The following is a 24099-nucleotide window of genomic DNA, read 5'->3' on the forward strand; positions in this document are numbered from 1 at the left end:
TGCGATGGCAGCCCAATCACAAGGAGAAACGAAATGACCAAGTCACAAGTCCAAATCGGCATAGTCGGGGCTGGCATCTGGGGTGAAAAGCACGCCGAAATCTACCAGGCCATGGATGGCTGTGAGGTTGTGGCGGTCTGCGACCGGGAACTAGCCAAAGCCAGCTCCTTGGCCTCAAAGCTTGGTCTCGATTCTGCCTATGGCGACTACAACGAGCTCTTGCGCCATGGCCGCATCGACGCGGTGGCGATTGTGACGCCAGATTTCGCCCACGCTGATATCGCCGTGGCGGCCGCTGCGGCCGGCAAGGACATGCTGATCGAAAAGCCATTGGCGACCACTGTCGATGACGTCGCCAGGACGGTCGAGGCCATCACCTCGGCCGGGGTTAGGGCCATGGTTGATTTACATAATCGCTGGTCACCGCCGTTCAACACGGCGCATAGTTTGCTTGAATCGGGCCGAATTGGTCAGGCCTATTCGGCCTACTTCCGGCTCAACGATACGCGCTGGGTGGCCACGGACATGCTGCCCTGGGCGGCCCAATCTTCGATTCTTTGGTTCTTGGGCAGCCATTCGATTGACGCCTTGCGCTGGTTTTTCGATGACGAGGTAGCTCGCGTCTTTACCGTGGCGCGCAAAGGCCTGCTGGTGGAGGAGGGTGTCGACGCCACCGACGTCTACTTGACCACCTTAGAGTTCACAAAAGGCGGGATCGCCCAAATGGAGAACGGCTGGATCACCCCAAACGCCCATCCATGTATCAATGACATCAAATTCACGCTCCAGGGCACCAAAGGCACTATCGCCATCGACGCTTCGAACCACAACCTGATCCAATGCTTCACCGATGACGATATGAATGTGCCAGATGTGGTTGTTCACAACTCGGTCTTTGGGCGGCCAGTTGGATTTGCTTTTGAGTCAATCAGGTCGTTTGTTGAGTGCCTCATTTCCGGCGAGGACTTCAAGGTCAGCCTGCTAGACGCCGCCAATGGCGCTTGTGCGCTAATCGCGGCGGAGGAATCAGCCGCTAAGCGCCAACCGGTGACAGTCCGCTACCTCTAGCCCTCGGCGCGCCCCTCAGCGCGCCAGAGGCGAGCTTTGGCATAGACCACCCGTTAGGGCCGGCCACTAGCCTTTGACGGCGCCAGAGATAACTCCTTTGATGATGTGGCGCTGCCCTATCAGGTAGAAGGCAATAATCGGGATGATGGCGATGACCAGCATGGCCATCAGGCCGCCCAGGTCCTTGGCGCCGTAAGAGCCGGTCATGTACTTCTGAACCGCGATTGGAATGGTCTGATAGTTCGATCCGATGACCAAGAATGGCAGCAGGTAGTCGTTCCAGATCCACATGGCGTTGAGAATGGCAACGGTGATGGCGGTGGGGCGCAGCACCGGGAAGATGACTTTGAAGAAAACCTGCCAGGGCGAGGCGCCGTCAACCATGGCGGCCTCTTCGATTTCGATCGGGATCGACCGGATGAAGCCGACAAAGATGAAGACTGACAGTCCGGCTCCAAACCCGGTGTAGAGGACCACAATGCCGAAGGGATTGTCCAACCGGGTCATATTGGCCACCTTGGACATGGTGAACATGACCATTTGGAAGGGCACAATCATCGAGAAGACAAAAAGGTAGTACAGGGTCGAGGTCAGCTTGGATTTGACGCGGGCAATGTACCAGGCGGTCATCGACGTGACCAGCACAATCACCACTGTTGAAGCAATCGTGATGAAGAACGACCAACCGACCGCGCCAACAAAGTCACTCCGGCCCAAACCGTCAGCGTAATTCGACCAGCCAGCAAAAGATTCCCCAGTTGGCAACGAGAACGGGCTGGTGTCAATGTAAACCTTGGACTTGAAGGAGTTCATCAAGATCAAGGCCATCGGTACTAGGTAAATGATCGAAAGCACCGTCATGCCAATGACGGCCACGACGCGGAAGACGCGCGAGGTCTTTTCCATCAGCCGTCCGCCTCCTTGCTACGTGTGGCTCGTAGCTGGATGAAGGCGATCAGGGCCACCAGCAGGAAGAACATAACGGCCTTGGCTTGGCCCACACCTGAGAGGTTCTGGTTGTAGAAGGTGTTGAAAATGTCCAAGGCTAGACCCTGGGTTCTTGGGCCTGGAGTCAGGGCGAGGTTTTGGTCGAACAGTTTGAAGCAGTTCGACAGGGTCAAGAACGTGCAGATAGTGATCGAGGGCATCAGCATGGGGATGGTGACGCGGAAGAGGCGGCGCCAGTAGCCGGCCCCGTCAATCTCCGCAGCCTCAATCACATCGCCGGGAATGTTCTGAATCCCGGCAATGTAGATAACCATCATGTAGCCGATCATCTGCCAGTTGACCAGCAAAACCAGACCCCAGAAGCCGTAGGCCGGCGAGAAGGTCAGGGGCTTGCCGATGGTGTTGATCAACAGGGCGTTGAGCAAAACCTGCCAGACGTAACCCAGCACAATCCCGCCAATCAAGTTGGGCAGGAAATAGATGGCGCGGAAAATATTGCGCCCCTTGATGGCTTTGGTCAGGATCGAGGCCAGGGCGAAGGCGAAAACGTTGACCATGATGACCGAGACAACGGTCAACAAGGTTGAAAACAGTAAGGCGCGCAGGACCGAAGGGGATCCGTTGATATCGGGTTGGAAAGCCTGCTGGTAGTTCCGCAACCCGACCCACTTGCCGTCTGTGACAGTGGTGAACTGGTTGAACGACAGCCAGAACCCTAAAACAAACGGCACTACGAAGGCCAAGATGAAGGCCAGGGTGGTTGGCAGTGCGAAGAGAGGAAACCACCGCTTGAGGTAAGACGAAATCTTCATGAAAAAAGCTCCAGTTTTGGGGGCTGACTGGCCCGCCGGGGCTGGCTATTTGGCGAACCAGTCAGCCGGGCCGGGGGCGGCTAGCCCTGGCCCATATTGGCAGCCTCCTGCTGCCAGCCGTCGACAACAGTTCTGACGACGGCATCCCAATTGGCTGAACCTTGGGCGTATTGCAGCAAAGCGTCGCCAAACTGGTTTTTGAAGTTTTGACTTGGGAACAGCTGGAAGACCCAAGGCAAGTTGGTGATGCCCTCCTTGTCCCGCCAGGCCATTATGTCCTGGGCCAGTGGGTCGGCCGGCGCATCGGCCGCGGTGAAGGTGTCGAACGGGGCGATGAAGCCCAGGTCGTTGGTCACGAACTGTTTGCCCTTGTCAGAGCTGTAGAGCCACCAAAGGAAGTCGAGCGAGGCCTTCTGTTTGGCCTCGGAGGCATTGACGTTGATGGCCAAGTAGTTTTCTGTGCCAATGCAAATGCCTTGGCCTTCCTCGCCAGACACCCCGATATACAGGGGCAGGAACTTAACGTCTTCAGCCTTAACTGTGTTGCCCTGGACGCCGTTGATCTGGCCCCAGCCCCAGTTGCCGTTTTGGACCATGGCACTTTGACCAAGGGCGAATTCCGACATCGAATCGTCGACGGTCTTGGCCCCAAGCTGTTCCTTGGGCGTGGTCGAGTTGTTCAAGTACAGGTCAAACAGCTTCTTGAAGTCCTCGTTGTAGGAGAACTTGACCTCTGAGGGAACCTCGGTCTTGTCGAGGGCGCCGTCGTCCTTAAACTCGTAGTAGAACGGCACATTGGCCAGGTGGGTCTGCCAGCGCCAGTCTTCACCGGTCTGGAGCGAGGTCGAAGAAAAGACGCCTTCGATCCCCAGTTTGTCCTTGTGTTTGGTCATATCTTCAACGACCTTTTTCAAGGTGGCAAAGTCGGTGATCTCCTCAACCGAGCCGACCGTAGCGGCCTTGTCAGGCAGCGCGAAGTACTCTTTCATAATGGCGTCGTTGTAGATGATGCCGTAGCCCTCGATGACATAGGCGACGCCGTAGACGCCATCGCCGTCGTGGATGGCCAAAGACTGGTCTGACAGATGAGCGTAGAGGTCAGAGCCAGAAAGATCGGCCGTGTAAGCCTTGGCGTTTTGGTAGCCGACCGGCCCGTTGACCTGGAAAATGGTCGGGGCATCAGACTTGGCGATTTCGCTGCGGAAAGTCTGTTCGTAGGTGCCCGAGGCGGCGGTCTCGACCCGGACCGAAACCCCAGTCTCTTTGGTGTACTCGGCCGCAATTTGCCTGTAAACATCAGCAACTTCAGGCTTGAAGTTGAGGAAATAGACACCGGCAGCGTCACTGCCGCCGCCGTTCCCTGAGCCGCAGGCCGCCAGGCCGGCGAGTCCTAGGCAAGCCGCCGCGGCGGCAACGATGATTCTCTTCATATGACCCTTCTTCCATATGGCGCATCCATCTGGGGCATTGAACTGTTTTTAGGCCGGCGTGGGGCGGAGTCGAGAATGACGCCAGCGATGTCTCCCCACCAGTTTAAGCTTCAATGGCCGCCACTTTGGCCGGTTTTGGGGGTCTGGGCAGGTAACGGTTTGACAACACTTTTGCTGCCAAGGCTTTGGCCAAGGCGCTAGGAGGAGGCTTGGCCGATGGCGCTGGGCAAGTAGCTAGGCAGCGCCTGGGTGACAAGCTGTTCGTAGACCAAATCAGGGGCCAAGCAGCGCAGCTCCTCGGCCAGGCATTCGGCGGTTGAACGGCGAGACAGCACCAGATGCTGGCGATCATGCCCGCTTTGGCGAAGGACAGCCCCGGCTTGGGTGTGTTCCTTGTCCAAGACCAGGTGGCTGCCGCCGCGGAAGTAGAGCTCAATCGAGCTGATCGAGCCGGTCAAGCCTGGGGCCCGGCGCACTGTTACGTGCAACGACTGGGCCACCCAAGCGGCCATCAAATCAGCCGCCACCGCGGTTGGGGCGCTGATAACCGCACTGGTGACGGTGCCGGCATCGGACTGCGCCAGGGCGCCTGTCAACTGGGCTCGCCAGGGCGACAGCCGAGCCCAGGCCAGGTCGCCGTCACCTGGGTGATAGGCGGAGGTTAGGGCTTTGAGAGCGGCTTCGCGGTTGGGGGCCTCGCGGGAATCAGTGATGCGCCTAACCGCCATTCGCCCAAGGGCAGAGGTGGCCGGAACCTCAGGACGTGTGGCCGGCCACCAGACCACCACCGGCAAATCAGGCACCAGTAGCGGCGCCACTATGGCCTCGAGGCTAGTGGCGGCGCGGCCAATCGCCCTCAAGACGACTATCTCGCCGGAGCCGCCATCTGAGCCAAGGCGGATCTGGGCGTCCAGGGCAGCCGGTTCGTCAGGCGATTCGGTGGTGACAACAATGGCCCGGCAGGGGTGTTCCATAGCCGCCACGCGTAGCACTTGGACTGAGCTTTCGAGTTCGCCTGGCTCACACTGGACCACCAAGTTCAAAGCCCGCGCCTGGGCGGCCACCCCAGCCTGGGCTCGCAATTCGACCAGGCGGGTGGCAACCTGGCTAACCGATGTGGCGTAAATCGGAATGATCACGGCCGCCTCCAGGTTTTGCCGTCCCGGGCCAGCAGCCTATCGGCAGTTTTCGGTCCCCAACTGCCAGCCGGATATCGCGCCGGCGGCTTGTTTGAGGCCTGCCAAGCCTTCAGGACAGGTTCCACCACCCGCCACGATTCACTGACCTCACTAGATGAGGCCTGGTAGGGCGGGACACCGACCAGCACGTCAAACAGCTCCTGTTCGAAACCCTCCGGCAGGGCTTCGGCAAAGGTGTAACCATGAGAGAAATCGACTGTCACCGGGCGGACTTGAGTCTGGGTGTTTGGCACTTTGGTGTCGATGCGCATGGTCACACCCGAATCGGGTCGCATTCGGATAGTCAGGAGGTTGGGTTCCAGTTGGCCGGCTAGGGCCGGTACCGTCTGCGCCCAAGCAGTCGGTTTCAGTAGCAGGGTGATTTGGGTGATGCGCCGGCCCAGTCGCTTGCCGGTGCGGAGGTAGAAGGGAACGCCCCGCCACCGGTCTGTGTCAACCGCTAGCTTCAGGGCCGCGTAGGTCTCTGTGGTCGAACCTCCGATCACGCCGGGCTCATCCAAATAGCCCTTGACCTGGATGTTTCCCTGCCACCCGGCAGTGTACTGGCCGCGCGCGGCGGCTTTTGAGACTGGTCCGGCCAACTCGATTTGGCGCAAGGCGCACTGGCGGGCCGCCCTGACATCAACTGCCGCCATCGAAGCCGGTTGGTCCATGGCCGTCAAAGCCAGCAGTTGGAACATATGGCCGGTCACTATGTCGCGCAAGGCGCCAAGTTGGTCCCAGTAGCCGGCTCTAGCGCCAATTCCTTGGTCTTCGCCCATAGTGATTTCGACATGCGAAACGTGGTCTCGGTTCCAGACCGCATCGAAGAGCCGGTTGGCGAAGCGCAGCGCCACAAAGGTCCGGACTAATTCGTTGCCTAGGTAGGGGTCCATACGACAGACCTCAGTCTCACAAAAACCCTGATCGATCAGGTAGTTCAGTTGCTTGGATGAGACCAGGTCAAAGCCGTAGGGACGTTCGACCACTAAGCGGCCACCATGCCCAGGGGCTCCGGCCAAACCAGAATCAAGTAGGCCCTGAACCGCCACCGGGCAGCGGTCCGGTGGCAGGGCTAAATAGAACAGACGCTGTTGTCTGGTCGAGTGGGCCACATCTGCGGCTTGGAGGGCCAAGGCCAAATCCTTGTAGGTGGCTGGGTTGGCCACATCGCCGGAAACATAGTGCAGCCGGGCAGCGAAGTTCTCCCAAACCTGCTGACGGAACGGGGTGCGGGCGCCGCTGGCCACAGCCGCATGGGCCTCGCGCCGCAGGTCGGCTTCGGACCAGTCCCGGCGGGCTACGCCTACCAGGGCGAAGCCGGCTGGGAGCAGGCCGCGGTTGGCCAGGTCATAGAGTGCGGGCAGAAGCTTCTTATGCGCCAGATCGCCGCTGGCACCAAACAGGACCATGGCACAAGGCCCGGCCATTGGGGTCAGGCGCGGGTCCCAGGCAAAGCCCAATTGGCGCTCACTTGGACCTGGCAGGGCGTCCGCGGACACTCCTACAAACCGGCCAGTTCGAGGCTGCGATGGGCCGCGTTGACCACGTTGGCAGCCGTGAAGCCGCGTTCTACCAGCAAATCTGCGCCCGGGGCCGAGGCCCCGAACTCCGTCACGGCGACGCATTGGCCAGCTGTGCCAACTAAACCACGCCAAGGCCCCGGGGTGCCGGCTTCGACAGAAACCCGGGCTCGAACCTTAGAGGGCAGAACCTGTTGGCGGTAGCTGTCGCTTTGCTGGTCGAACCACTCAAGGCAAGGAGCCGAAACCACCCGGGCGCCAATGCCCTCTTCTCCCAGCAGTTCACGGGCCTGAAGGGCCAATTGGACCTCGCTGCCACTGGCCAGCAGAATCACGTCGGTGGCCGCCAGCGGCGAGGCAGCCAAAACGTAGGCACCAAAACGCAGGTTTTCAGCGCTGGCCAGCGATTGGGCCGCCCGGTCTGGTACTGGCAGGTTTTGCCGGGACAGCACCAGGCAAACCGGTTGGCTTGATTCGAGGATGTGGGCCCAGGCCTGGACGGTTTCGTCAGCGTCAGCCGGTCGAATAACGGCCATCCCGGGGATGGCCCGCAACGACTCGAGATGTTCGATCGGCTGGTGGGTGGGGCCGTCCTCACCGACACCAAGCGAGTCATGGGTCAATACGTAGGTCACCGGCAGTTGCATGAGGGCGCTTAGGCGCATGGCGCCGCGCATATAGTCGCTGAAGACCAGGAAGGTGCCACCATAGGGCACTGTCAATCCATCAAGGGCAATGCCATTGAGGATTGCGCCCATGGCGTGTTCGCGTACGCCAAAGTGGATAGTTCGCCCGGTCGGGTTGGCCGGCAGGAACGAGGTCTCACCTTCAATGGTGGTGTTGTTCGAGCCGGCTAGGTCGGCCGAACCACCCCAAAGCTCGGGTAGGACTGGCCCGATGCCGGCCAGCACCTTGCCAGAAGCCGCGCGGGTGGCGATGGGCTTGCCCGGGGCAAAGCTGGGCAGTGAATCGCGCCAGCCTTCGGGAAGCAGACCGGAACGCAGACGCTCTAGCAAAGCTGCGGCATCGGGCCGGGGGGCCAGCCAACTGGCCAGCTCTTGGTCCCAGGCGGCCGCCGCTTTGGCCCCCCGACCTAAAGCCCGCCGGGTGTGCTGCAGCACCTCGGGTGGAACGGCGAAGTCACTGGCTGGATCCAAGCCAAGGTTGCGTTTGAGGCCAGCCACTTCCTGGGGCCCAAGTTTGGCGCCGTGGATTGAGGCCGTGTTCTGCTTGGTGGGCGAGGGCCAGCCAATAATCGACCGCAGGCAAACAATCGACGGCGCGTCTGAGACCGCTTGGGCTTTCTTCAGAGCCTGGTAAAGCGCCTGGTAGTCCTCTGCGTAGCGACCGCCGTGGGTCCAATCGACTCTATCGGTGTGCCAACCGTAGGCGCGATACCGGGCCAGGACGTCCTCAGTGAAAGCTAAGTCGGTTGACCCTTCAATCGAGATCTGGTTTTCGTCATACAGCACCACCAGGTTGGCCAGCTTGTGGGTGCCGGCCATCGAACTGGCCTCGGCGGTGATGCCCTCCTCAAGGTCACCTTCGCCGGCAATAACCCAAATGGTGTGGTCAAGAGGCTGCCTGCCGTCAGATCCGGGCTCCAGCATGGCGCCGAGTCGCCGTGCCGCCATGGCCATGCCGACAGCCGAGGCCAGCCCCTGGCCCAAGGGCCCGGTCGACATTTCCACCCCAGGGGTCAGGCCGTGTTCTGGGTGTCCCGGTGTGATCGAACCGGCCGTGCGCAGCGCTTGGATATCCTCCAAGGAGACGTCATAGCCGGCCAGGAACAGTTGGACGTAGAGCAGGGCCACAGTGTGACCGGCCGAGAGAACCAGCCGGTCACGTCCCAGCCACTTCGGGTTAGCCGGGTCGTGGCGCATCAGACGCTGGTAGAGCAAATAGGCTGGGCCGGCCAGCGAAATGGCACTGCCAGGGTGACCGGAGCCGGCCTTTTCGATGGCGTCTGCGGCCAGGGCCTTAGCGGTGGCGACGGCGAGGTTGTCAAGGTTGGACCACTCCAGGTCATAAGGCATGGCCATCAGCTTAGTCGGCGCAAGGAAAGTTGGGTTGGGCGCGCAGCACCTGCCACCCCCTCGCTCGCCAGTCCGAGCTTTGGCATCATTGGCTGAACCGCGAGTTTGGGCTTTGGCATCATTGGCTGAACCGCGAGGTTGGGCTTTGGCATGAAAAGGCCGGGGCGGGGCCAGGCTCGTTGTCTCGCGCCTTGTCTTGGGGCAATGCCGCCGCATTGCCAAAGACAAATGCCCGGAGCCAATCCCAGACAACAATCCTCGCCCCGCCCCTCGCAAGGATGGGCTTTCGCACAATCGCCTTGGGCGAGGAACACTGCGGGACAATTGTCCGGTGGAACTAGATCAGGTGATCGCGGCCTATTTGGCCCATTTGCGCCTAGAGCGCGGCGCTAGCCTGGCCACACTCGACGCCTACCGCCGTGACCTGCGGCGTTACCAGGAATACCTTGGTCCGGTCAAGCTTGAGTCGGTTTCCGCCAGGCAAGTTGAAACCTTTGCCCGCCAGTTGCGGGAACCTGGCGGCGGCGCGGCCTTGTCAGCCGCTTCGACGGCGCGGGCGATTAGCGCAGTCCGGTCGCTGCACCGTTTCGCCTTGGCTGAGTTCTATGTCACAAGCGACGTGGCCCGCGACGTAACCGGGCCAAAACTGTCCGCCCGTTTGCCTAAGGCTCTAACGGTCGAACAGGTCGAAGCCCTGTTGCAGGGGGCAAAAGGTGCCGGTGAGCCGCTTGACCTGCGAGCGGTGGCGGTGCTGGAGCTGCTCTACGCCGCCGGTTTGAGGATCTCCGAGCTGGTCGGGCTCGATCTTGATGACGTTGACTTCTCAAATCAGCGCCCGGCTTTGAAAGTCCTTGGCAAGGGCGCTAAGGAGCGGATCGTGCCGGTGGGCGGCCCTGCCCACTTGGCCTTGGAGGCCTATCTGGTGCGCGGCCGGCCGGTCCTGGCCCGGCGCGGCCAGGGCACCCCGGCTTTGTTTCTGGGGGCTCGGGGTGGGCGGCTGGCCCGGCAAGCGGCCTGGCAGATAATCAGGCAAGCCGCCGATGCCGCTGGTTTAGGTGGCCTGGAAATCTCGCCGCACTCGTTACGGCACTCCTTTGCCACCCATCTGCTTCAAGGCGGAGCGGATATTCGTGTGGTCCAAGAACTGTTGGGTCACGCTTCGGTTACCACTACCCAGATTTACACCAAAGTCACCCCCGAACACCTGCGTGAGGTCTGGTTGGGGGCCCACCCAAGGGCTCGCGGAACGGGTTAGCAGCCCAAGTAGGCCGGGAAGATGGCCAGACCAGGCCGGGGAATCGGCAGGGCCAAACCGGGAAGATAGCGGGATCTGGCCGGGAATCGGCAGGACCGGGACGGGAAGTCGGCAAAACCTGCTGGGGAATTGGCACAATCAGGCCGGGGCCAGCGTGCCCAAGCCTGCGCCAGCCGGGGCCTTGATAACGTGGCCGCGTGAGTGCGCGGATCAAGCCAAACCCTGCGGCAGTCAAAGACGATTTCCCGCCCCCGCCAAAGCTGAGTGGCCACGGGCCTGCCCGGATTATCACCATGTGTAACCAAAAAGGTGGCGTGGGCAAGACCACCACCGCAATCAACCTGGGGGCGGCCCTGGCCGAATACGGCCGGCAGGTGCTGCTGGTCGATTTTGACCCGCAAGGAGCGGCCACCGTCGCCACAGGGGTCAACCTGGGCGAAGAAGACCCCACCGTCTACGAGGCCCTGATGAACCCTGAGGTCGAGCTGACTTCGGTGATCAAGTCAAGCAAGATTGCGGGCCTTGACGTGGCGCCTGCCAATATCGACCTTTCGGCCGCGGAGGTCCAATTGGTGGGCGAAGTCGCCAGGGAGAACACCCTGGCGCGGACGCTGCGAGGGGTCGCGGATGACTACGACATCATTCTGATCGACTGCCAGCCTTCATTGGGTTTGCTAACCGTCAACGCTTTGACCGCTGCCCACGGCGTTATCATCCCCTTGGAGACCGAGTACTTTGCCCTCAGAGGTGTAGCCCTGCTGGTTGAGACCATCTCCAAAGTGGCAGACCGGCTCAACCCAAGGCTGAAGATCGACGGCATTGTCGCCACTATGTTCGATGCGCGCACCTTGCATTCGAAAGAAGTTCTGGACCGAGTGCATGAGGCCTTTGGTAGCGAGGTCTTCACGACTGTCATTGCCCGCACGGTCAAGTTCCCCGACGCCTCGGTGGCGGCAGAATCAATTCTGAGCTTTGCGCCGACCCACGCTGGCGCCGAGTCCTACCGGCGTCTGGCCCGCGAATTGGTGGCGCGCGGCGATGCCGCCTGAAGTCGAAACCTTCGCCGTCAACCTGGCCAACTTCACTGGCCCCTTTGACCTGCTGTTGTCACTCATCGCCAGGCACCAGTTGGATATCACCGAAGTGGCCTTGGCCCAGATCACCGATGATTTCATGGCCCATATCAAGGCCCAGGAAGACAATTGGTCGCTGTCCCAGGCCAGCGAGTTCGTGGTCGTGGCCGCGACCTTACTTGACCTGAAGGCGGCTTCGCTGCTGCCCGGTGGACTAGAGCAAAGCGAGGACTTCGAACTGCTCGAGGCCAGGGATCTGCTGGTCGCCCGCCTGCTGCAATACCGCGCCTTCAAGCTGGTGGCGCAGTCGATGCAGGTCGAGCTGGCGCAGCAGAGTCGCTACCGGCCGCGATCAGTAGGGCTTGAAGCGCACTTCGCCCAGCTGCTACCGGATCTGGTCTGGACGGCTAACCCCAGCGATTTGGCCCGGCTAGCGGCCAGCGCCTTGGCGCGCCCGCCAAAGCCAACTGAGGTTCCATTCGAACACCTACATGCGCCCAAAGTGTCAGTACCGGAACAGGTAGCCGTTTTGACGGCCCGACTGCGCCGGTCTCGCACCGCCACCTTTCGTCAGTTAGTGGCCGATGCCGGCCCAACAGTTAGCCTGGTGGTCGCCCGCTTTGTCGCCATCCTTGAGTTGTTCCGGGTCGGAGCGGTCACCTTTAGCCAAGGTGAAGCCCTAGGTGAACTGTCGATCCACTGGTCTGGACCGACCAAAGGCGAAGTCAGATTGGAGATGGGCTCGTGGAGATGAGCCAGGCCCGGGCCGCCCTGGAGGCGGTCCTGATGGTAATTGACGAACCGGCTAGTTCCACCGACTTGGCCATTGCCGTGGACCTGCCAGTACCTCGCGTGGAACAGTTGCTTGAAGAATTGGCGACGGAATACCGGGGCGCCGGCTCGACCCGACCGCGCGGCTTCGAGCTGCGGCAGGTGGCAGGCGGCTGGCGAATCTACTCCAATCCGGATTTCGCCGAGGTGGTGGCACGTTTCGTCACAGACGGTGCTACCGCCAAGCTGACCCAGGCGGCCCTGGAGACGTTGGCGATTGTGGCCTACAAGGGCCCCATTAGCCGTGGTCAGATCGCCGCCGTACGTGGCGTCTCAGTCGATTCGGTAGTTAGAACCCTGCTAACGCGCGGTCTAATCGAGGAGGTCGAGGTCGACCCAGTGACTGGGGCATCACTATTCGCCACCACCGGCGACTTTTTGCAGGCCATGGGATTGGCTAGCCTTGACCAGCTAGAACCGCTGGCGCCACACTTACCAGCCGGACAGGAATTGGCCGAGATCGAGGAGCAGATTAGCCATGAACCAGCCTCAGCCGCGCCGAGAGGCGCCGCCCCACAGCGCTGACTCACCTAGGCTGCAGAAAACTCTGGCCCTGGCTGGTGTTGGTTCGCGGCGAGCCTGTGAGGCTCTGATCGAATCCGGCCGGGTCAGCGTCGACGGCCAGACGGTCAGGCAGCTAGGTATCAGAATCGATCCAGCCAGGCATCGAATCGCGGTCGATGGTCTGACAGTAGAAACAAATGTACAAAAGACCACACTAGCTTTGCACAAGCCGTATGGTGTCATTTCGGCCATGGTCGAACCAGACGGACGGCCTTGCCTGGGGGAGTATGTACAACAAAGGAACGAGCGTCTGTACCACATCGGTCGTCTTGACACTGACAGTGAAGGCTTGATTCTGCTGACTAATGACGGCGAATTGGCCAACCGGGTGGCTCACCCAAAATACGAGCTGGTCAAAACCTACCTTGTGACCGTGGAGGGCAAGCTTTCTACCAAGACGGCCAACCGCCTGCGGCGAGGCTTCGAGCTGGATGACGGGCCGGCCAAAGTGGACCGGCTGAAACTGATTGACACCCTGCCAGGTGCGACCCTGTTAGAACTTGACATTCACCAAGGCCGCAACCGTGTCATCAGGCGACTGATGGATGCGGCCGGGCATTCAGTGACGGGCCTAGTGCGTACGCGAGTCGGGCCTATTCGATTAGGTGACCTCAAACCGGGGCGCACCAGGGTGCTCTCGGCCCCCGAGGTCGCCTCACTGAAACAGGCGGTTGAGCTGTGAGGCCGCATGCCACTACCGGACCGGTTCTGATAGTCGGCTGTGGGCTGATGGGCGCCTCAGCCGGCCTGGCGTTGACGGCCCGTAAGGTCGCCGTCCAGTTGGAGGACTCCTCGCCAACAGCTTTGGCGGTGGCAGTACAGGTCGGGGCTGGGCAGGCCAGAGATGACAAGGCACCGGCGCCAAAACTAGTTATCGTGGCGACACCGCCGGATGTGACAGCCCGGGTGGTTGTTGAACAGCTCAAAGCCCAACCTGAGGCCGTGGTCACGGACCTGGCCTCAGTCAAGGCTGCCATCTTTGATGAATTAGCCCAGGGGGCCAAAGACGACGGCTTGGACCTTGGCCGTTACGTCGGCTCGCATCCGATGGCCGGCAAGGAACGATCTGGACCGGCCGCGGCCACGGCCGATTTGTTCACTGGCCGGCCCTGGGTAATCGCGGCCACCGACCAGACCAACCAGGATTCGACTTTGGCCGTGCGTGACCTGGCGATTGATCTTGGCGCAACGGTGCACTACCTCGAACCGGCAGCCCATGACGCGGCCGTAGCCTTGGTCAGCCATGTGCCACAGGTGGTGGCCTCTTTGGTGGCCGCCCGCCTACAGGACGCCTCGCCGCAAGCTCTGGAGCTGGCCGGCCAAGGCTTGCGAGATGTCACCCGGATTGCCAAATCAGACCCGGCTTTGTGGGCCGCAATTCTCACATCCAACGGCCCGGTGGTTGCGGCCCAGCTCAGGGCCATAACAGCTGACCTGGAGCGGGCGGCGGCGACACTTGAGGCGGCCAACCGGCCTAAAGCCCTGGGCCAAAGCCTGCTGGAAATCAGCAGCTTGATGATTGCTGGCAACCGGGGAGCTGAGCGGATTCCTGGTAAACACGGCGGCGCCCAAATCGCCTTTGACCAGTTGACCGTAGTGGTGCCGGACCGGGTGGGGGCTTTGGCTGGGCTGTTCGCGCTGCTCGACCAACTCAAAGTCAACCTGGAGGACCTCAACCTGGAGCACGCCGCCGGCCAGGCGGTTGGTTTGGCTACGCTGTCGGTGCCTCAGGGCCGCGGCGGCCAATTGTCCGCCGAGCTGGAACTACACGGCTGGAAGTGCCTGGTATGAGTCTTGTTATCGCCATTGATGGCCCCTCCGGTAGTGGCAAATCGACGGTTTCGAGGGCTGTGGCCAAGCAGCTGAACCTGGCCTACCTTGACACCGGGGCGATGTACCGGGCGGCCGCAGTTGAGGTGGCCCGGCACGGCGCGCTCGACCAGGTCGAGGCCATGCCCGCCCTGGTTGAAGCGATGGAGCTGGTCATCGCGCTGGACCCGACAGCCCCGGTGGTCTACCTCGACGGTGAGGACATATCTGAGCTAATCCGCAGCCCGGATGTCAGCGCCAAAGTCTCGCGCGTTTCGACCGTGCCGGGCGTGCGCCAAGTCATGATCGCGCTCCAACAGGCCGTGATTGGCCGCGAGCGAACGCCGGCCGGTTGGGCCCAGGGCCGCGGCGTGGTGGCCGAAGGCCGTGATATCACCACGGTGGTGGCGCCCGATGCCGAGGCTCGCCTTTTGCTGACCGCCTCGCCTAAGACCCGCCTGGCCAGGCGGGCTGCCGAGGTCCATGGCGCAGCCAGTGGCGCAGCTTTGGCGGCGACGGCCGATGCGGTTCACCGCCGCGACCGGGATGATTCAACAGTGGCCGAGTTCCTCCAACCGGCGCCAGGAGTGGTATTGGTCGATTCAACTGAGCTGTCCTTGGAGCAAACCATCGCCCAGGTCCTGGCCCTGGTGGCGTCATGAGCCCAACTGGCCGGCTGCCTGGCCGGCCGCCTGGTCGACTGCCTGGCCGCCTTCAAGCCGGCTGGGCTCACGCCCTTTGCGCCGCCTTTGACCGGGTCTTTTGGCGTTGTCGCATCTCAGGTGCCGAGCAGATTCCGCCCGGCCCGGCCATATTGGCCGGTAACCACGCCGGGCTGATGGACGGACCGGTGGTGATGGGGGCGGCGCCGCGCGGCGTTCACTTCTTGATCAAACAGGAACTGGCCAAAGGGCTGCTGGGCCAAATCATGCTGGCCGGCGGTCAAGTGCCGGTCGATCGCAGTGCGGGCGGCCAAGCCCTGAAAGTCTGTTTGGCCCTGTTGCGGCGAGGCCGGCTGGTCGGCATTTTTCCCGAAGGCACCCGTGGCGATGGCCAAATGCGGCAGATCCAAGCCGGGGTAGGTTGGTTGGCGGTCCATTCCGGCGCCCCGGTGGTGCCATTTGCCTGTTTGGGTACGCGCCGCCAAGGTGAGTCGATTGGCCATTTCCCAGGGCCAGGCCGGCGCTTGGATGTCTCTTTTGGCCCACCGGTTGACTTGTCGATGCTGCAAGGCAGCCGGCGCCAAAGGGTCGGCGACAGCCTCGAACCAATCGCCCAAGCCATGAGGACTCAGCTGGCCGCGGCCGTGGCCAGGACCGGAATGACGCTGCCAACCGACCAAGGCAGGCGGGACCAGCCATGACCAGCCCAAAGACCGAAGCCCTGCTTTCGGCCCTGCAGGCCTATGACCTTCAGCCAGAGGACATGGCCCTACTCCAGGATTCACCAGGTGGCCTGGCCCAAGGCCAAAGTGAGTTGTCTCTGGGAGCTTTGGCCGTCATCGGGCGTCCCAATGTTGGCAAGTCGACACTGGTCAACCGGATTTTGGGCCGGCGCGAAGCGGTCGTACAAGACACCCCCGGAGTCACCCGGGATCGGGTCTCCTACCCGGCCAATTGGTCCGGCCGCAATTTCACCGTAGTCGACACCGGCGGCTGGGAGACCGACACGGCCGGGGTCCAGACCAGAGTGGCCGAACAAGCTGAGGTGGCCCTGGATCTGGCTGACGCCGCCATCTTGGTGGTCGACGCCACAGTTGGTCCAACCGACACCGATGAGGCCCTAGTCGCACTGATCAGGCGCAGCGGCAAACCGGCCATTGTGGCCGCCAACAAAGTCGATGGGGCCAAGGCCGAGGCTGACGCAGCCACATACTGGTCGCTGGGCTTAGGCGAGCCGTGGGCAGTTTCGGCCCTGCACGGCCGGGGCATGGGGGAGTTGCTGGACCAGGCGGTGGCCCTCTTGGAGCGGGCCGGCCCCAAGGACAACGCCGCTGACGCGCCGGGGGTTAGACGGGTGGCTTTGGTGGGCCGGCCCAATGTCGGTAAGTCATCGTTGCTCAACACCCTGGCTGGCAGCTCCCGGGCGGTTGTGGACTCGGTCGCCGGGACCACTCGCGACCCGGTCGACGAATTGGTCCAGCTGGATGACCGGGCCTGGCGGTTGGTTGACACAGCCGGCATTCGCCGGCGGGTACATCAGCAGGCCGGGGCAGACTATTACGCCTGGCTCAGGACTCAAGCGGCCCTGGAACGGGCCGAGGTGGCCGTGGCCCTGATCGACGCCTCGCAGCCAATTGCCGAACAAGACGTCCGGATTCTCAATATGGTCGAAGCGGCCGGCCGAGCCTTGGTTATCGCTTTGAACAAATGGGATCTAGTTGACTCAGATAGGCGGTACTACCTGGAGCGCGAAATTGAAATGGACCTGGCGCCATGGGCTTGGGCGCCGCGGGTTAACCTCTCAGCCCTGACCGGGCGGCACACCAACCGTCTGGCTGGCGCCTTGGACCAGTCTTTGACCGGCTGGGATCAGCGCATCTCAACCGGCCGGCTGAACGCCCATTTGGGACAGCTGGTGGCGGCTAAGCCGCATCCGGTCCGCTCCGGCAAACAGCCCCGAATTCTCTTTGCCACCCAAGCTGAGGCTTGTCCGCCCCAGATTGTGATCTTCGCCACTGGTTTTCTTCAGGCGCCCTACCGGCGTTTCATTGAGCGGTCACTGCGTGAGAGCTTCGATTTCACTGGCTCGCCCATCCTGATTTCCGTGCGGCAGCGTCAAAAACGCCGCTGACCCGTACCAAATACCGCCAGGTTTGGTTTTGGCATGAAACAGGTCGGGAGTTGGCCGGCCTGGGCCCCGGCGCCCTAGTTGCCGCCGGGCAAAGCCGCGGCGAAGGCTTCGAGCAGGCGGGCCACGGCCAAGGCGTTCTGGGGGCGGCGGGCCGGATCTTTGTTCATTAGCAGGGCCATGAAGCTACGCACGTCACGGGGTAGATTGGCTGGTGCCACTGGCGATGGGGAAATGACGTGGGCCGTGGCGGTGGCTTCACGGCTGGCCCGGGAGTAAGGCTTTTGGCCGGTCAGGGCCTCGTAGAGGATAATCCCCAGGGAATAGATGTCGGCAGCCGGGGTGGCCGGTTGCCCGCGAGTCAGCTCGGGCGCCAGGTAGTCGGGGTTGCCTGGCACGGTTAGGTGGGTCGTGACTGAAGGCGAGCCGATCGGTGTGGCGATGCCAAAGTCAATCAACACGGGGTTTTCGGCCTGGTCAATGATGATGTTGACGGCGCTAACATCGCGGTGGACAAGGCCGGCCGCATGCACTGCCCGCAAGGCCCGGGCGACTTTGGCCACGATCAGCAAAGCCCGCTTGGTCTCAATCGGTCCGCTCTGGGCAATCTCGGTGGCCAGCGAATGGCCTGGGGCGAGTTCCTGGACTATGACACCCGGTGGTGGCACGTCATCTTCGATCAAGCCAATAGTGCGAGCCACGCCAGCGTGCTGGACGGCGCCGCCATGACTGGCCTCGTTGAGGAAACCGCGCACCGCTTGGGCGTCGTCGAGTCGGTCTGGTCGCATTGTTTTGAGGACCACTGGCTGGTCAGTGGCCGTGTCAAGGCCGCGCCAGGTTTCGCCCAAACCGCCACAGCCCAATTGTTCTTCGACCCGGTACCGCCCTTGGCCCACAAGCTGCCCCTGATCCAACAAAGACGGCGGTTGCACCGAGCCATATTCGCATGGATCATGGTCAGGGCCCTACTGCCACGCCCATTAGGGTTGAGTTATGAGCCAAAGTGACAGCGCTAGAGCCAGGTTCGTCGCCACGGTGACCGGTTCCCCGCCGCCCAGCGCCGTCTTTGATCAGCTGGCCAAACTGGCCTCGTTGAACGGTGTTACAACCGAGTACACCGACTGGAAAGGAAACCCCCAGCGGGTGGCGGCCAAGACGATTAGAGCGGTGCTGGCTGCCCTAGGCCTTGAGGTGGGCACTGACGAGGCCGTGCTCAAGGCCCTGAAATTGGCCCAGGTGGCAAAAAGTCGAGCTGTGATTGCCCCTGCCACAGTCATGCGAGTTGGTCAACTTGGTGAGGTCGCCGTCCATCTGGCCCCGGGTACCAGCGCCGAGGCCTGGCTTGAACTCGACCAAGACCCGCTGCTTGGCAGCCAGGGCGGTCTAGTCGACTTGGCTTTCACGGACGATGGCGGCCACCTGGTTTTGCCTGAAGACTTGCCTTTGGGTTGGCATACGATCCGTTTGCGGATTGTCTCCGACTCACCGGCCAACTCCAGCCAAGAGGCTCAAACCAAGCCGGACCACCAGGCCAAACTGGTCATCTGCCCTGACCGGCTCGATCTGCCGCCCCATCTGGAACCGACCAGTGAATGGGGGCCAATGGTGCAGCTGTATTCGCTGAGATCACAACTGTCTTGGGGGTTGGGCGACTTCATTGACCTCGGAGCGCTCGGCCACGAAATGGCCAGGCTTCACGGCGCCGATTTCGTGCTGATCAATCCGATCCACGCGGCCGAACCAACACCACCCATCACCGATTCGCCATATCTGCCAACCACCAGGGATTTCGTCAACCCAATCTATATCCGGCCGGAAGCCACAGCCGAATATGCCGCCGCTGGCCCGGCTGTGCGCCAAAACGTTGATCAGCTGCAAGTCCTAGCCGCGGCCGGTTCCGACACAGCCACCACCCTGGAGCGGGACGCCGCCTGGACGCTCAAACTGCGTGCTCTGGAGCTGCTATGCGACGTGCCGCGCAGCCCAGACCGGCTCCAGGCGATCGAAGATTTCGCTAGCCAAGCCGGCAGTGGGCTGAACGATTTTGCCCTCTGGTCCGCCCTGGCTGAGGCCGGATTGGCCAGCCAAATCGAGTACGACTCGGCTGAAGCTGGAGAATTCGCCAAGACCCATCAAGCCCGGCTCGACTTCCACGTCTGGTTACAGTTCCTAGCCGACGAACAACTGGCCATAGCCCAAGCGGCCTGCCTTGAAGGTGGCATGAAGCTTGGTGTGATCAAGGATTTGGCCGTTGGAGTTCACCCGCATGGCTCTGACGCCTGGTCCCGGGCCAAGCTACTAGCCAAAGGCATCGAAGCCGGTGCCCCACCGGACTATTTCAACCAGGTGGGACAGGGCTGGTCAGAGCCACCGTGGCGGCCAGATGCACTGGCAGCGGCCGGCTACGGACCATTGCGCTCAATGCTGCGGGCGATGCTTCGGCACGCTGGCGGGCTACGAATTGACCACATTTTGGGTCTGTTTCGCTTGTGGTGGATCCCGCTGGGCATGGAACCGGGTGATGGCACCTACGTCGCTTATGACCATGAAGCCATGGCTTCGATCCTGGTTCTTGAAGCCCATAGAGCAGGCGCCGTACTGGTGGGTGAAGACCTCGGGGTAGTGGCCCCCGGCGTGCGCGAATACTTGAAGTCGCGCGGCATTCTGGGCACGTCGATTGCCTGGTTTGAGCGGGAAGGTGATGGTCCAAACAAACTCCCGCCCAGCCAATACCGGCGCTTAGCGATGACCGCGCTAACCACCCACGACCTGCCGCCCACCAGCGCCTATCTGGCCGGCGAGCATATCAACCAGCGCCAGAGTTTGGGCCTATTGGATATGCCGCTGGACCAGGCTCTGGCTGGTGCCGCCCTCGACCGGAGCACCATGGTTGACCTGCTGGTCTCCGAGGGTTTTCTGGAAGACCGCGAGCAAGACGACGACCCGAGCGTTGTCTTGGCTTTGCACAAGATGCTGCGCTCCATGCCGTCAGTGCTATTGGGAGTCTCCCTAGCCGATATGGTTGGCGACCGGCGCAGCCAGAATGTGCCAGGCACCGACCGTGAATATCCCAACTGGTCGGTGCCCCTAGCTGACGCCGAAGGCCAAGCCGTTTTCCTTGAAGAACTCGAGACCAATGCGACCTTTGGCGCCATAGCCCAAGTCATGCGCGCCAAGTAGCCCAAGCCCTAAGCGCAGCTGGGCTGCCGACTCGGAGCTTGGCTGCCGACCCGCAGCTTGGCTGCCGGCCCAGACTTGGCGACGCCGCTAGATCAGGCTCAAAGCCCAAGGCGAGCGCCGGCATCGGCCGGGAAAGGTGGTAAGACGCCGCCAAAGACTGGGCACTGGGCTTGGAAGGCACACCAATTGCACAATGGGTTTTGAACCGGCGGGAAGTTGGCGGCCAAAAAGGCCGCCGCAATCGCGTCCCACAAGGTCAACACCTTCAACTCGGTCCGTTCCAGGTCGCCTTGGCTAGGGGCCTCACGCAGGATGTCGCGGTTGCCCAGGTAGAGCAGCATGTTTTGGGCCGGCAGCTGGCCGTGGCGGCGCCACCAGGCCAGCGCGTAGAAGCGAAGCTGGAAAAGGGCCTCGCCTTGGAACCGGGGCGAAGGCGATTTGCCGGTTTTGTAGTCAACTATGCGGACAGCGCCGGTGGCCGCAGCCACGTCAACTCGGTCAATGTAACCGCGCAAGGTCAAGCCGCCCTCGAGCTGGGCTTCGATTCGAAACTCGCGGTGATGCGGCCGCAACGAGGCCGGGTCTTCGAGGTAAAAGTAGCTTTCGACAAGGTCGTCAGCTGTTTTGAGCCAGTCTTGGCGCTCTTGAGGTGTGGCGAAGAGCTGGTCCAGGTCGGGTTGTCGCTGCTCCAACCTGATAACGGCCTGGGGCAGCAATCCATGGGCGGCTACGGGCGTGCGTTTGGGCGCTGGCAGATCAAAAAGCTCTTCGAGTACCAGGTGGACCAGGCTGCCGCGTAGGGCGGCGGCCGATGGCGGTTCGACCAGACGGTCAATCACGCGCAGCCGGTAGAGCAGGGGACAGCGTTCGAAATCGGCAGCACGAGAGGGTGACAGGCTCGGGCGCGACATGACCCAACCATAGGCCAGGTATGGTTGCGGGCGTGAGTCAGACAGGCCAAAGCTCAGGGCTGCAGCTAGGACGGATTGGCGGCGTGCCGCTGATCCTGACCTGGTCGTGGGCCCTGGTGGCCGTGTTCCTGGTTTGGATCTATTTGCCGTCGCTGGCCCGGGCTTGGCCTGACGTGCCTGATAGTGCCCGGCTGGTCATGGTGTTGGGCCTGGTGGCCTGCCTCTTCGTCTCGGTTCTGGTGCATGAGCTGGCCCACGGCCTGGCCGGCCGGGCGGTGGGGGTGCGGCCGCGTGAGTATGTCATGACTTTTTGGGGTGGGCATACCAGTTTCGACCAGCCAATGCCCCGGCCGGCCGCTTTAGCGGTGATCAGCGCGTCAGGGCCGGTGGCGAACCTGGCGTTGGCTGGTGCGGTTTACCTGGCCGGTCTACTAGCCAATCCGGCGGCGCCACTGGCCGGGCAGCGACCCAGCTACTTGGTCTTGGTGGCCAGTTTTGCTATCTGGATCAATTTGTTTGTGGGCATTTTCAATCTGATCCCCGGCGCGCCACTCGATGGCGGTGGCCTGGTCGAAGCCCTAGTTTGGGCCGCCACTGGCCGGCGGCAGCGCGGCCTGATGGCCGCTGGCGTGACTGGACTGGTTACGGCCGTGGGGATAGTGGTTTGGGGGGTTTGGCGACAGACCCAATCGGCTGGTTACGAATCGGCCCTGTGGCCGGTGTTGATCGCCTTGTTGGTTGGTCAAGGCGCCTATGCGGCTTTGCGTCAGGGCCGGGCCTTGGACCGATTTGAAGCCTTTTCCGTGGCCGGGCTGTCGATGGCGGCCGTGGCCCTGCCTCAATCCACCAACTTGGCCGGGGCCCAGGCCACTCTGGCCGGCGGTGGCCAGGCCACTTGGGTGGTGGTGACCGATTCGCAGGGTCAGCCCTGTGGCGTCATCTCACCGCAGGCTATGGCGGCGGTGCCAGCAGATCAGCGTGCCGAGTTGAGTTTGGACGCTGTGATGCAGGCCTTGCCTGGCCCTTGGGCCGTTGACCAAGCGGCCAAGGGTCTAGATGCTCTCAGGGCCCTGGCAATACCGGCCCAACAGGTGGCTTATCTGCCGGTGGTGTCGGGGCGGGAAGTGGTCGGTGTGCTTGAAATGGCCAAGGTGCGCCGTATCGCTGGGATTGGTCAGGCCTCGCCATGAAGCAACTAGACCCCGCCGGTCAAGACCCGGCCCAAGCCGCCGCCACTGGACCAGACGCGACTGGCCTCGACGCAACTGAACTAGACGCAGGCCGACCAGACCCCGCCGAAGCGAGCGCCATCGGACAAAGCCCCGCCGCAGCCGGCGTCATCGGACCAAGCCCCAATGAAGCAGGCGTCACCGGACAAAGCCCCAATGAAGCAGGCGTCACCGGACAAAGCCCCGCCAAACGACGGGCAGGGTGCACCAGAGCCATCCCCACAGGAGCGGCTGAACGCCGCGGCCAACTAAAACCGGGGGAAAGGGTCCAGCTGACCGATGCCAAGGGCCGGCATAACACCATCATCTTGGAGGCCGGCAAAGTCTTTCACTCCCATCGCGGCACCTTTGAGCACAACCAGATCATTGGCCAAGACGAAGGCTGTGTGGTGACTACCGCGGCTGGCACCGAATACCTGGTGCTGCGGCCGCTGCTATCAGATTTCGTATTGTCGATGCCCCGCGGCGCCACCGTCGTCTACCCCAAAGACGCCGGGCAGGTTGTGCAAATGGCGGATATCTATCCCGGTGCCCGTGTGGCCGAGGCTGGAGTCGGCTCCGGTGCTTTGACCATGTCACTGCTCAGGGCCGTGGGTGACGACGGTTACCTGCTTTCGGCTGAACTTCGTCCTGAGTTTGCCACTATTGCCAAAGCCAACGTCGAGTCGTGGTTTGGCCGGCCGCATCCGGCTTGGGACTTGCGGGTTGGCGATATGGCTGAACTCCTAGTGGCCGCAGACGGTCCCGGTCCTGGTGGACTCGACCGGATCGTCTTGGACCTGTTGGCGCCGTGGGATCTGGTCGAGCCCTGCGCCCAGGCCCTGGCCCCCGGTGGCGTTCTGATCAGCTACATTGCCACCACTACCCAGCTTTCCCGCCTGGTTGAGACACTGCGGGACCATGGCGGCTACACCGAGCCATATAGCTGGGAGTCGATTGTGCGCCCCTGGCATGTTGATTCTCTGGCGGTTCGCCCCTCCCACCGGATGGTTGGTCACACTGGCTTCCTGGTGACAACCCGCCGCCTGGCGGCCGGTTACACCGCCCCGGCGCGGCGCCGCCGGCCAGCGCCTGGAGCCCAAGATGCCGAAGGCCTTCAGTGGACGGCAGCCGCTTTTGGCCTGGCCGAGGTGTCCGAGCGTAAGCTGCGGCGCGTCACCCGGGCCATCGAGGAAGGCCAGGCCATGGCGCCGGAAGCCGACGGCCGCAGCTAAGCGGACCAGCCACGACATAACACGAAAACAGCCTGACCAGCCACGACCTAGCACCAAAACAGCCTGACCAGCCACGACCTAGCACCAAAACAGGTTGGGGTTCTTGGGCCGTTGATGTGAGCAGGCCCTTTGTGGCTCCTCCAGAATTCGCACCTGTTTTCGTGCAAAGTCGCGGCGCCTTGACCTGCGTTGATACTAGGTCGTGGCTGCTTGACCTGTATTGGTGCAAGGTCGTGACGAACCGACCG

Annotated in this window: 21 protein-coding genes; 13 read left to right on the forward strand and 8 right to left on the reverse strand. The window is 62.2% G+C overall.

The window, feature by feature from the left end; translation table 11 throughout:
- Positions 1–33 precede the first annotated feature (33 nt).
- A complete protein-coding gene (locus FWD29_02250; GenBank protein MCL2802767.1) occupies positions 34–1068 on the forward strand; it encodes a Gfo/Idh/MocA family oxidoreductase in 1035 nt (344 codons plus the stop codon).
- A 66-nt stretch (positions 1069–1134) separates the two neighbouring features.
- Here the strand turns inward: FWD29_02250 and FWD29_02255 are convergent, their stop codons facing one another.
- The 6 genes from FWD29_02255 to tkt form a co-directional block, all read right to left on the reverse strand.
- Positions 1135–1974: a carbohydrate ABC transporter permease gene (locus FWD29_02255; protein MCL2802768.1), complete on the reverse strand. Its 840-nt coding sequence runs from the start codon at positions 1972–1974 to the stop codon at positions 1135–1137.
- Complete coding sequence (locus FWD29_02260) at positions 1974–2828, reverse strand: sugar ABC transporter permease (GenBank protein MCL2802769.1); 855 nt, start codon at positions 2826–2828, stop codon at positions 1974–1976. The genes FWD29_02255 and FWD29_02260 overlap by 1 nt, the downstream gene beginning before the upstream one ends.
- 80 nt (positions 2829–2908) lie before the next feature.
- Positions 2909–4258: an ABC transporter substrate-binding protein gene (locus FWD29_02265; GenBank protein MCL2802770.1), complete on the reverse strand. Its 1350-nt coding sequence runs from the start codon at positions 4256–4258 to the stop codon at positions 2909–2911.
- Positions 4259–4455: 197 nt separating this feature from the next.
- On the reverse strand, positions 4456–5397 hold the full coding sequence (locus FWD29_02270) for a glucose-6-phosphate dehydrogenase assembly protein OpcA (protein MCL2802771.1): 942 nt from the start codon (positions 5395–5397) through the stop codon (positions 4456–4458).
- A complete protein-coding gene (gene zwf, locus FWD29_02275) occupies positions 5394–6938 on the reverse strand; it encodes a glucose-6-phosphate dehydrogenase (GenBank protein MCL2802772.1) in 1545 nt (514 codons plus the stop codon). The genes FWD29_02270 and zwf overlap by 4 nt, the downstream gene beginning before the upstream one ends.
- 2 nt (positions 6939–6940) lie before the next feature.
- Positions 6941–8995 carry a transketolase gene (tkt, locus tag FWD29_02280; GenBank protein ID MCL2802773.1) on the reverse strand — a complete coding sequence of 685 codons (2055 nt, stop codon included), beginning with the start codon at positions 8993–8995 and terminating at the stop codon, positions 6941–6943.
- A gap of 331 nt (positions 8996–9326) precedes the next feature.
- On the opposite strand from tkt, the gene FWD29_02285 reads away from it, so the two are divergent.
- The 9 genes from FWD29_02285 (at position 9327) to der (ending at position 17320) form a co-directional block, all read left to right on the forward strand.
- Positions 9327–10250, forward strand: coding sequence for a site-specific tyrosine recombinase XerD (locus FWD29_02285; protein ID MCL2802774.1), 924 nt, complete (start codon positions 9327–9329; stop codon positions 10248–10250).
- 209 nt (positions 10251–10459) lie between these two features.
- A complete protein-coding gene (locus FWD29_02290; protein ID MCL2802775.1) occupies positions 10460–11299 on the forward strand; it encodes an AAA family ATPase in 840 nt (279 codons plus the stop codon).
- On the forward strand, positions 11289–12077 hold the full coding sequence (locus tag FWD29_02295; GenBank protein ID MCL2802776.1) for a segregation/condensation protein A: 789 nt from the start codon (positions 11289–11291) through the stop codon (positions 12075–12077). The genes FWD29_02290 and FWD29_02295 overlap by 11 nt, the downstream gene beginning before the upstream one ends.
- A complete protein-coding gene (locus FWD29_02300; protein MCL2802777.1) occupies positions 12074–12679 on the forward strand; it encodes an SMC-Scp complex subunit ScpB in 606 nt (201 codons plus the stop codon). The genes FWD29_02295 and FWD29_02300 overlap by 4 nt, the downstream gene beginning before the upstream one ends.
- On the forward strand, positions 12633–13400 hold the full coding sequence (locus FWD29_02305; protein ID MCL2802778.1) for an rRNA pseudouridine synthase: 768 nt from the start codon (positions 12633–12635) through the stop codon (positions 13398–13400). Before FWD29_02300 ends, FWD29_02305 begins: the two co-directional genes overlap by 47 nt.
- Positions 13397–14509: a prephenate dehydrogenase gene (locus FWD29_02310; GenBank protein MCL2802779.1), complete on the forward strand. Its 1113-nt coding sequence runs from the start codon at positions 13397–13399 to the stop codon at positions 14507–14509. The genes FWD29_02305 and FWD29_02310 overlap by 4 nt, the downstream gene beginning before the upstream one ends.
- The gene (cmk, locus tag FWD29_02315) at positions 14506–15189 is read left to right on the forward strand and encodes a (d)CMP kinase (GenBank protein MCL2802780.1); all 684 of its coding nucleotides are present in this window, start codon (positions 14506–14508) and stop codon (positions 15187–15189) included. The genes FWD29_02310 and cmk overlap by 4 nt, the downstream gene beginning before the upstream one ends.
- Positions 15186–15890, forward strand: coding sequence for a 1-acyl-sn-glycerol-3-phosphate acyltransferase (locus tag FWD29_02320; GenBank protein MCL2802781.1), 705 nt, complete (start codon positions 15186–15188; stop codon positions 15888–15890). Before cmk ends, FWD29_02320 begins: the two co-directional genes overlap by 4 nt.
- On the forward strand, positions 15887–17320 hold the full coding sequence (der, locus tag FWD29_02325; GenBank protein ID MCL2802782.1) for a ribosome biogenesis GTPase Der: 1434 nt from the start codon (positions 15887–15889) through the stop codon (positions 17318–17320). The genes FWD29_02320 and der overlap by 4 nt, the downstream gene beginning before the upstream one ends.
- A 74-nt stretch (positions 17321–17394) precedes the next feature.
- Here der and FWD29_02330 read toward each other — a convergent pair whose 3' ends face one another.
- The gene (locus tag FWD29_02330; GenBank protein ID MCL2802783.1) at positions 17395–18249 is read right to left on the reverse strand and encodes a serine/threonine protein kinase; all 855 of its coding nucleotides are present in this window, start codon (positions 18247–18249) and stop codon (positions 17395–17397) included.
- A 61-nt stretch (positions 18250–18310) separates the two neighbouring features.
- Here FWD29_02330 and malQ point away from each other — a divergent pair, with 61 nt between their 5' ends.
- Positions 18311–20497, forward strand: coding sequence for a 4-alpha-glucanotransferase (gene malQ / locus FWD29_02335; protein ID MCL2802784.1), 2187 nt, complete (start codon positions 18311–18313; stop codon positions 20495–20497).
- A gap of 98 nt (positions 20498–20595) precedes the next feature.
- Here the strand turns inward: malQ and FWD29_02340 are convergent, their stop codons facing one another.
- Positions 20596–21408 (reverse strand): PD-(D/E)XK nuclease family protein, encoded by an 813-nt coding sequence (locus tag FWD29_02340; GenBank protein MCL2802785.1) that lies wholly within the window; start codon positions 21406–21408, stop codon positions 20596–20598.
- A 32-nt stretch (positions 21409–21440) separates the two neighbouring features.
- On the opposite strand from FWD29_02340, the gene FWD29_02345 reads away from it, so the two are divergent.
- Together FWD29_02345 and FWD29_02350 are read left to right on the forward strand one after the other, a co-directional pair.
- Positions 21441–22598: a site-2 protease family protein gene (locus FWD29_02345; GenBank protein MCL2802786.1), complete on the forward strand. Its 1158-nt coding sequence runs from the start codon at positions 21441–21443 to the stop codon at positions 22596–22598.
- On the forward strand, positions 22595–23851 hold the full coding sequence (locus FWD29_02350; GenBank protein ID MCL2802787.1) for a tRNA (adenine-N1)-methyltransferase: 1257 nt from the start codon (positions 22595–22597) through the stop codon (positions 23849–23851). Before FWD29_02345 ends, FWD29_02350 begins: the two co-directional genes overlap by 4 nt.
- The last annotated feature ends 248 nt before the right edge of the window (positions 23852–24099 follow it).

It is taken from the genome of Micrococcales bacterium, from assembly GCA_009784895.1.
Classification (GTDB): Bacteria; Actinomycetota; Actinomycetes; order Actinomycetales; family WQXJ01; genus WQXJ01.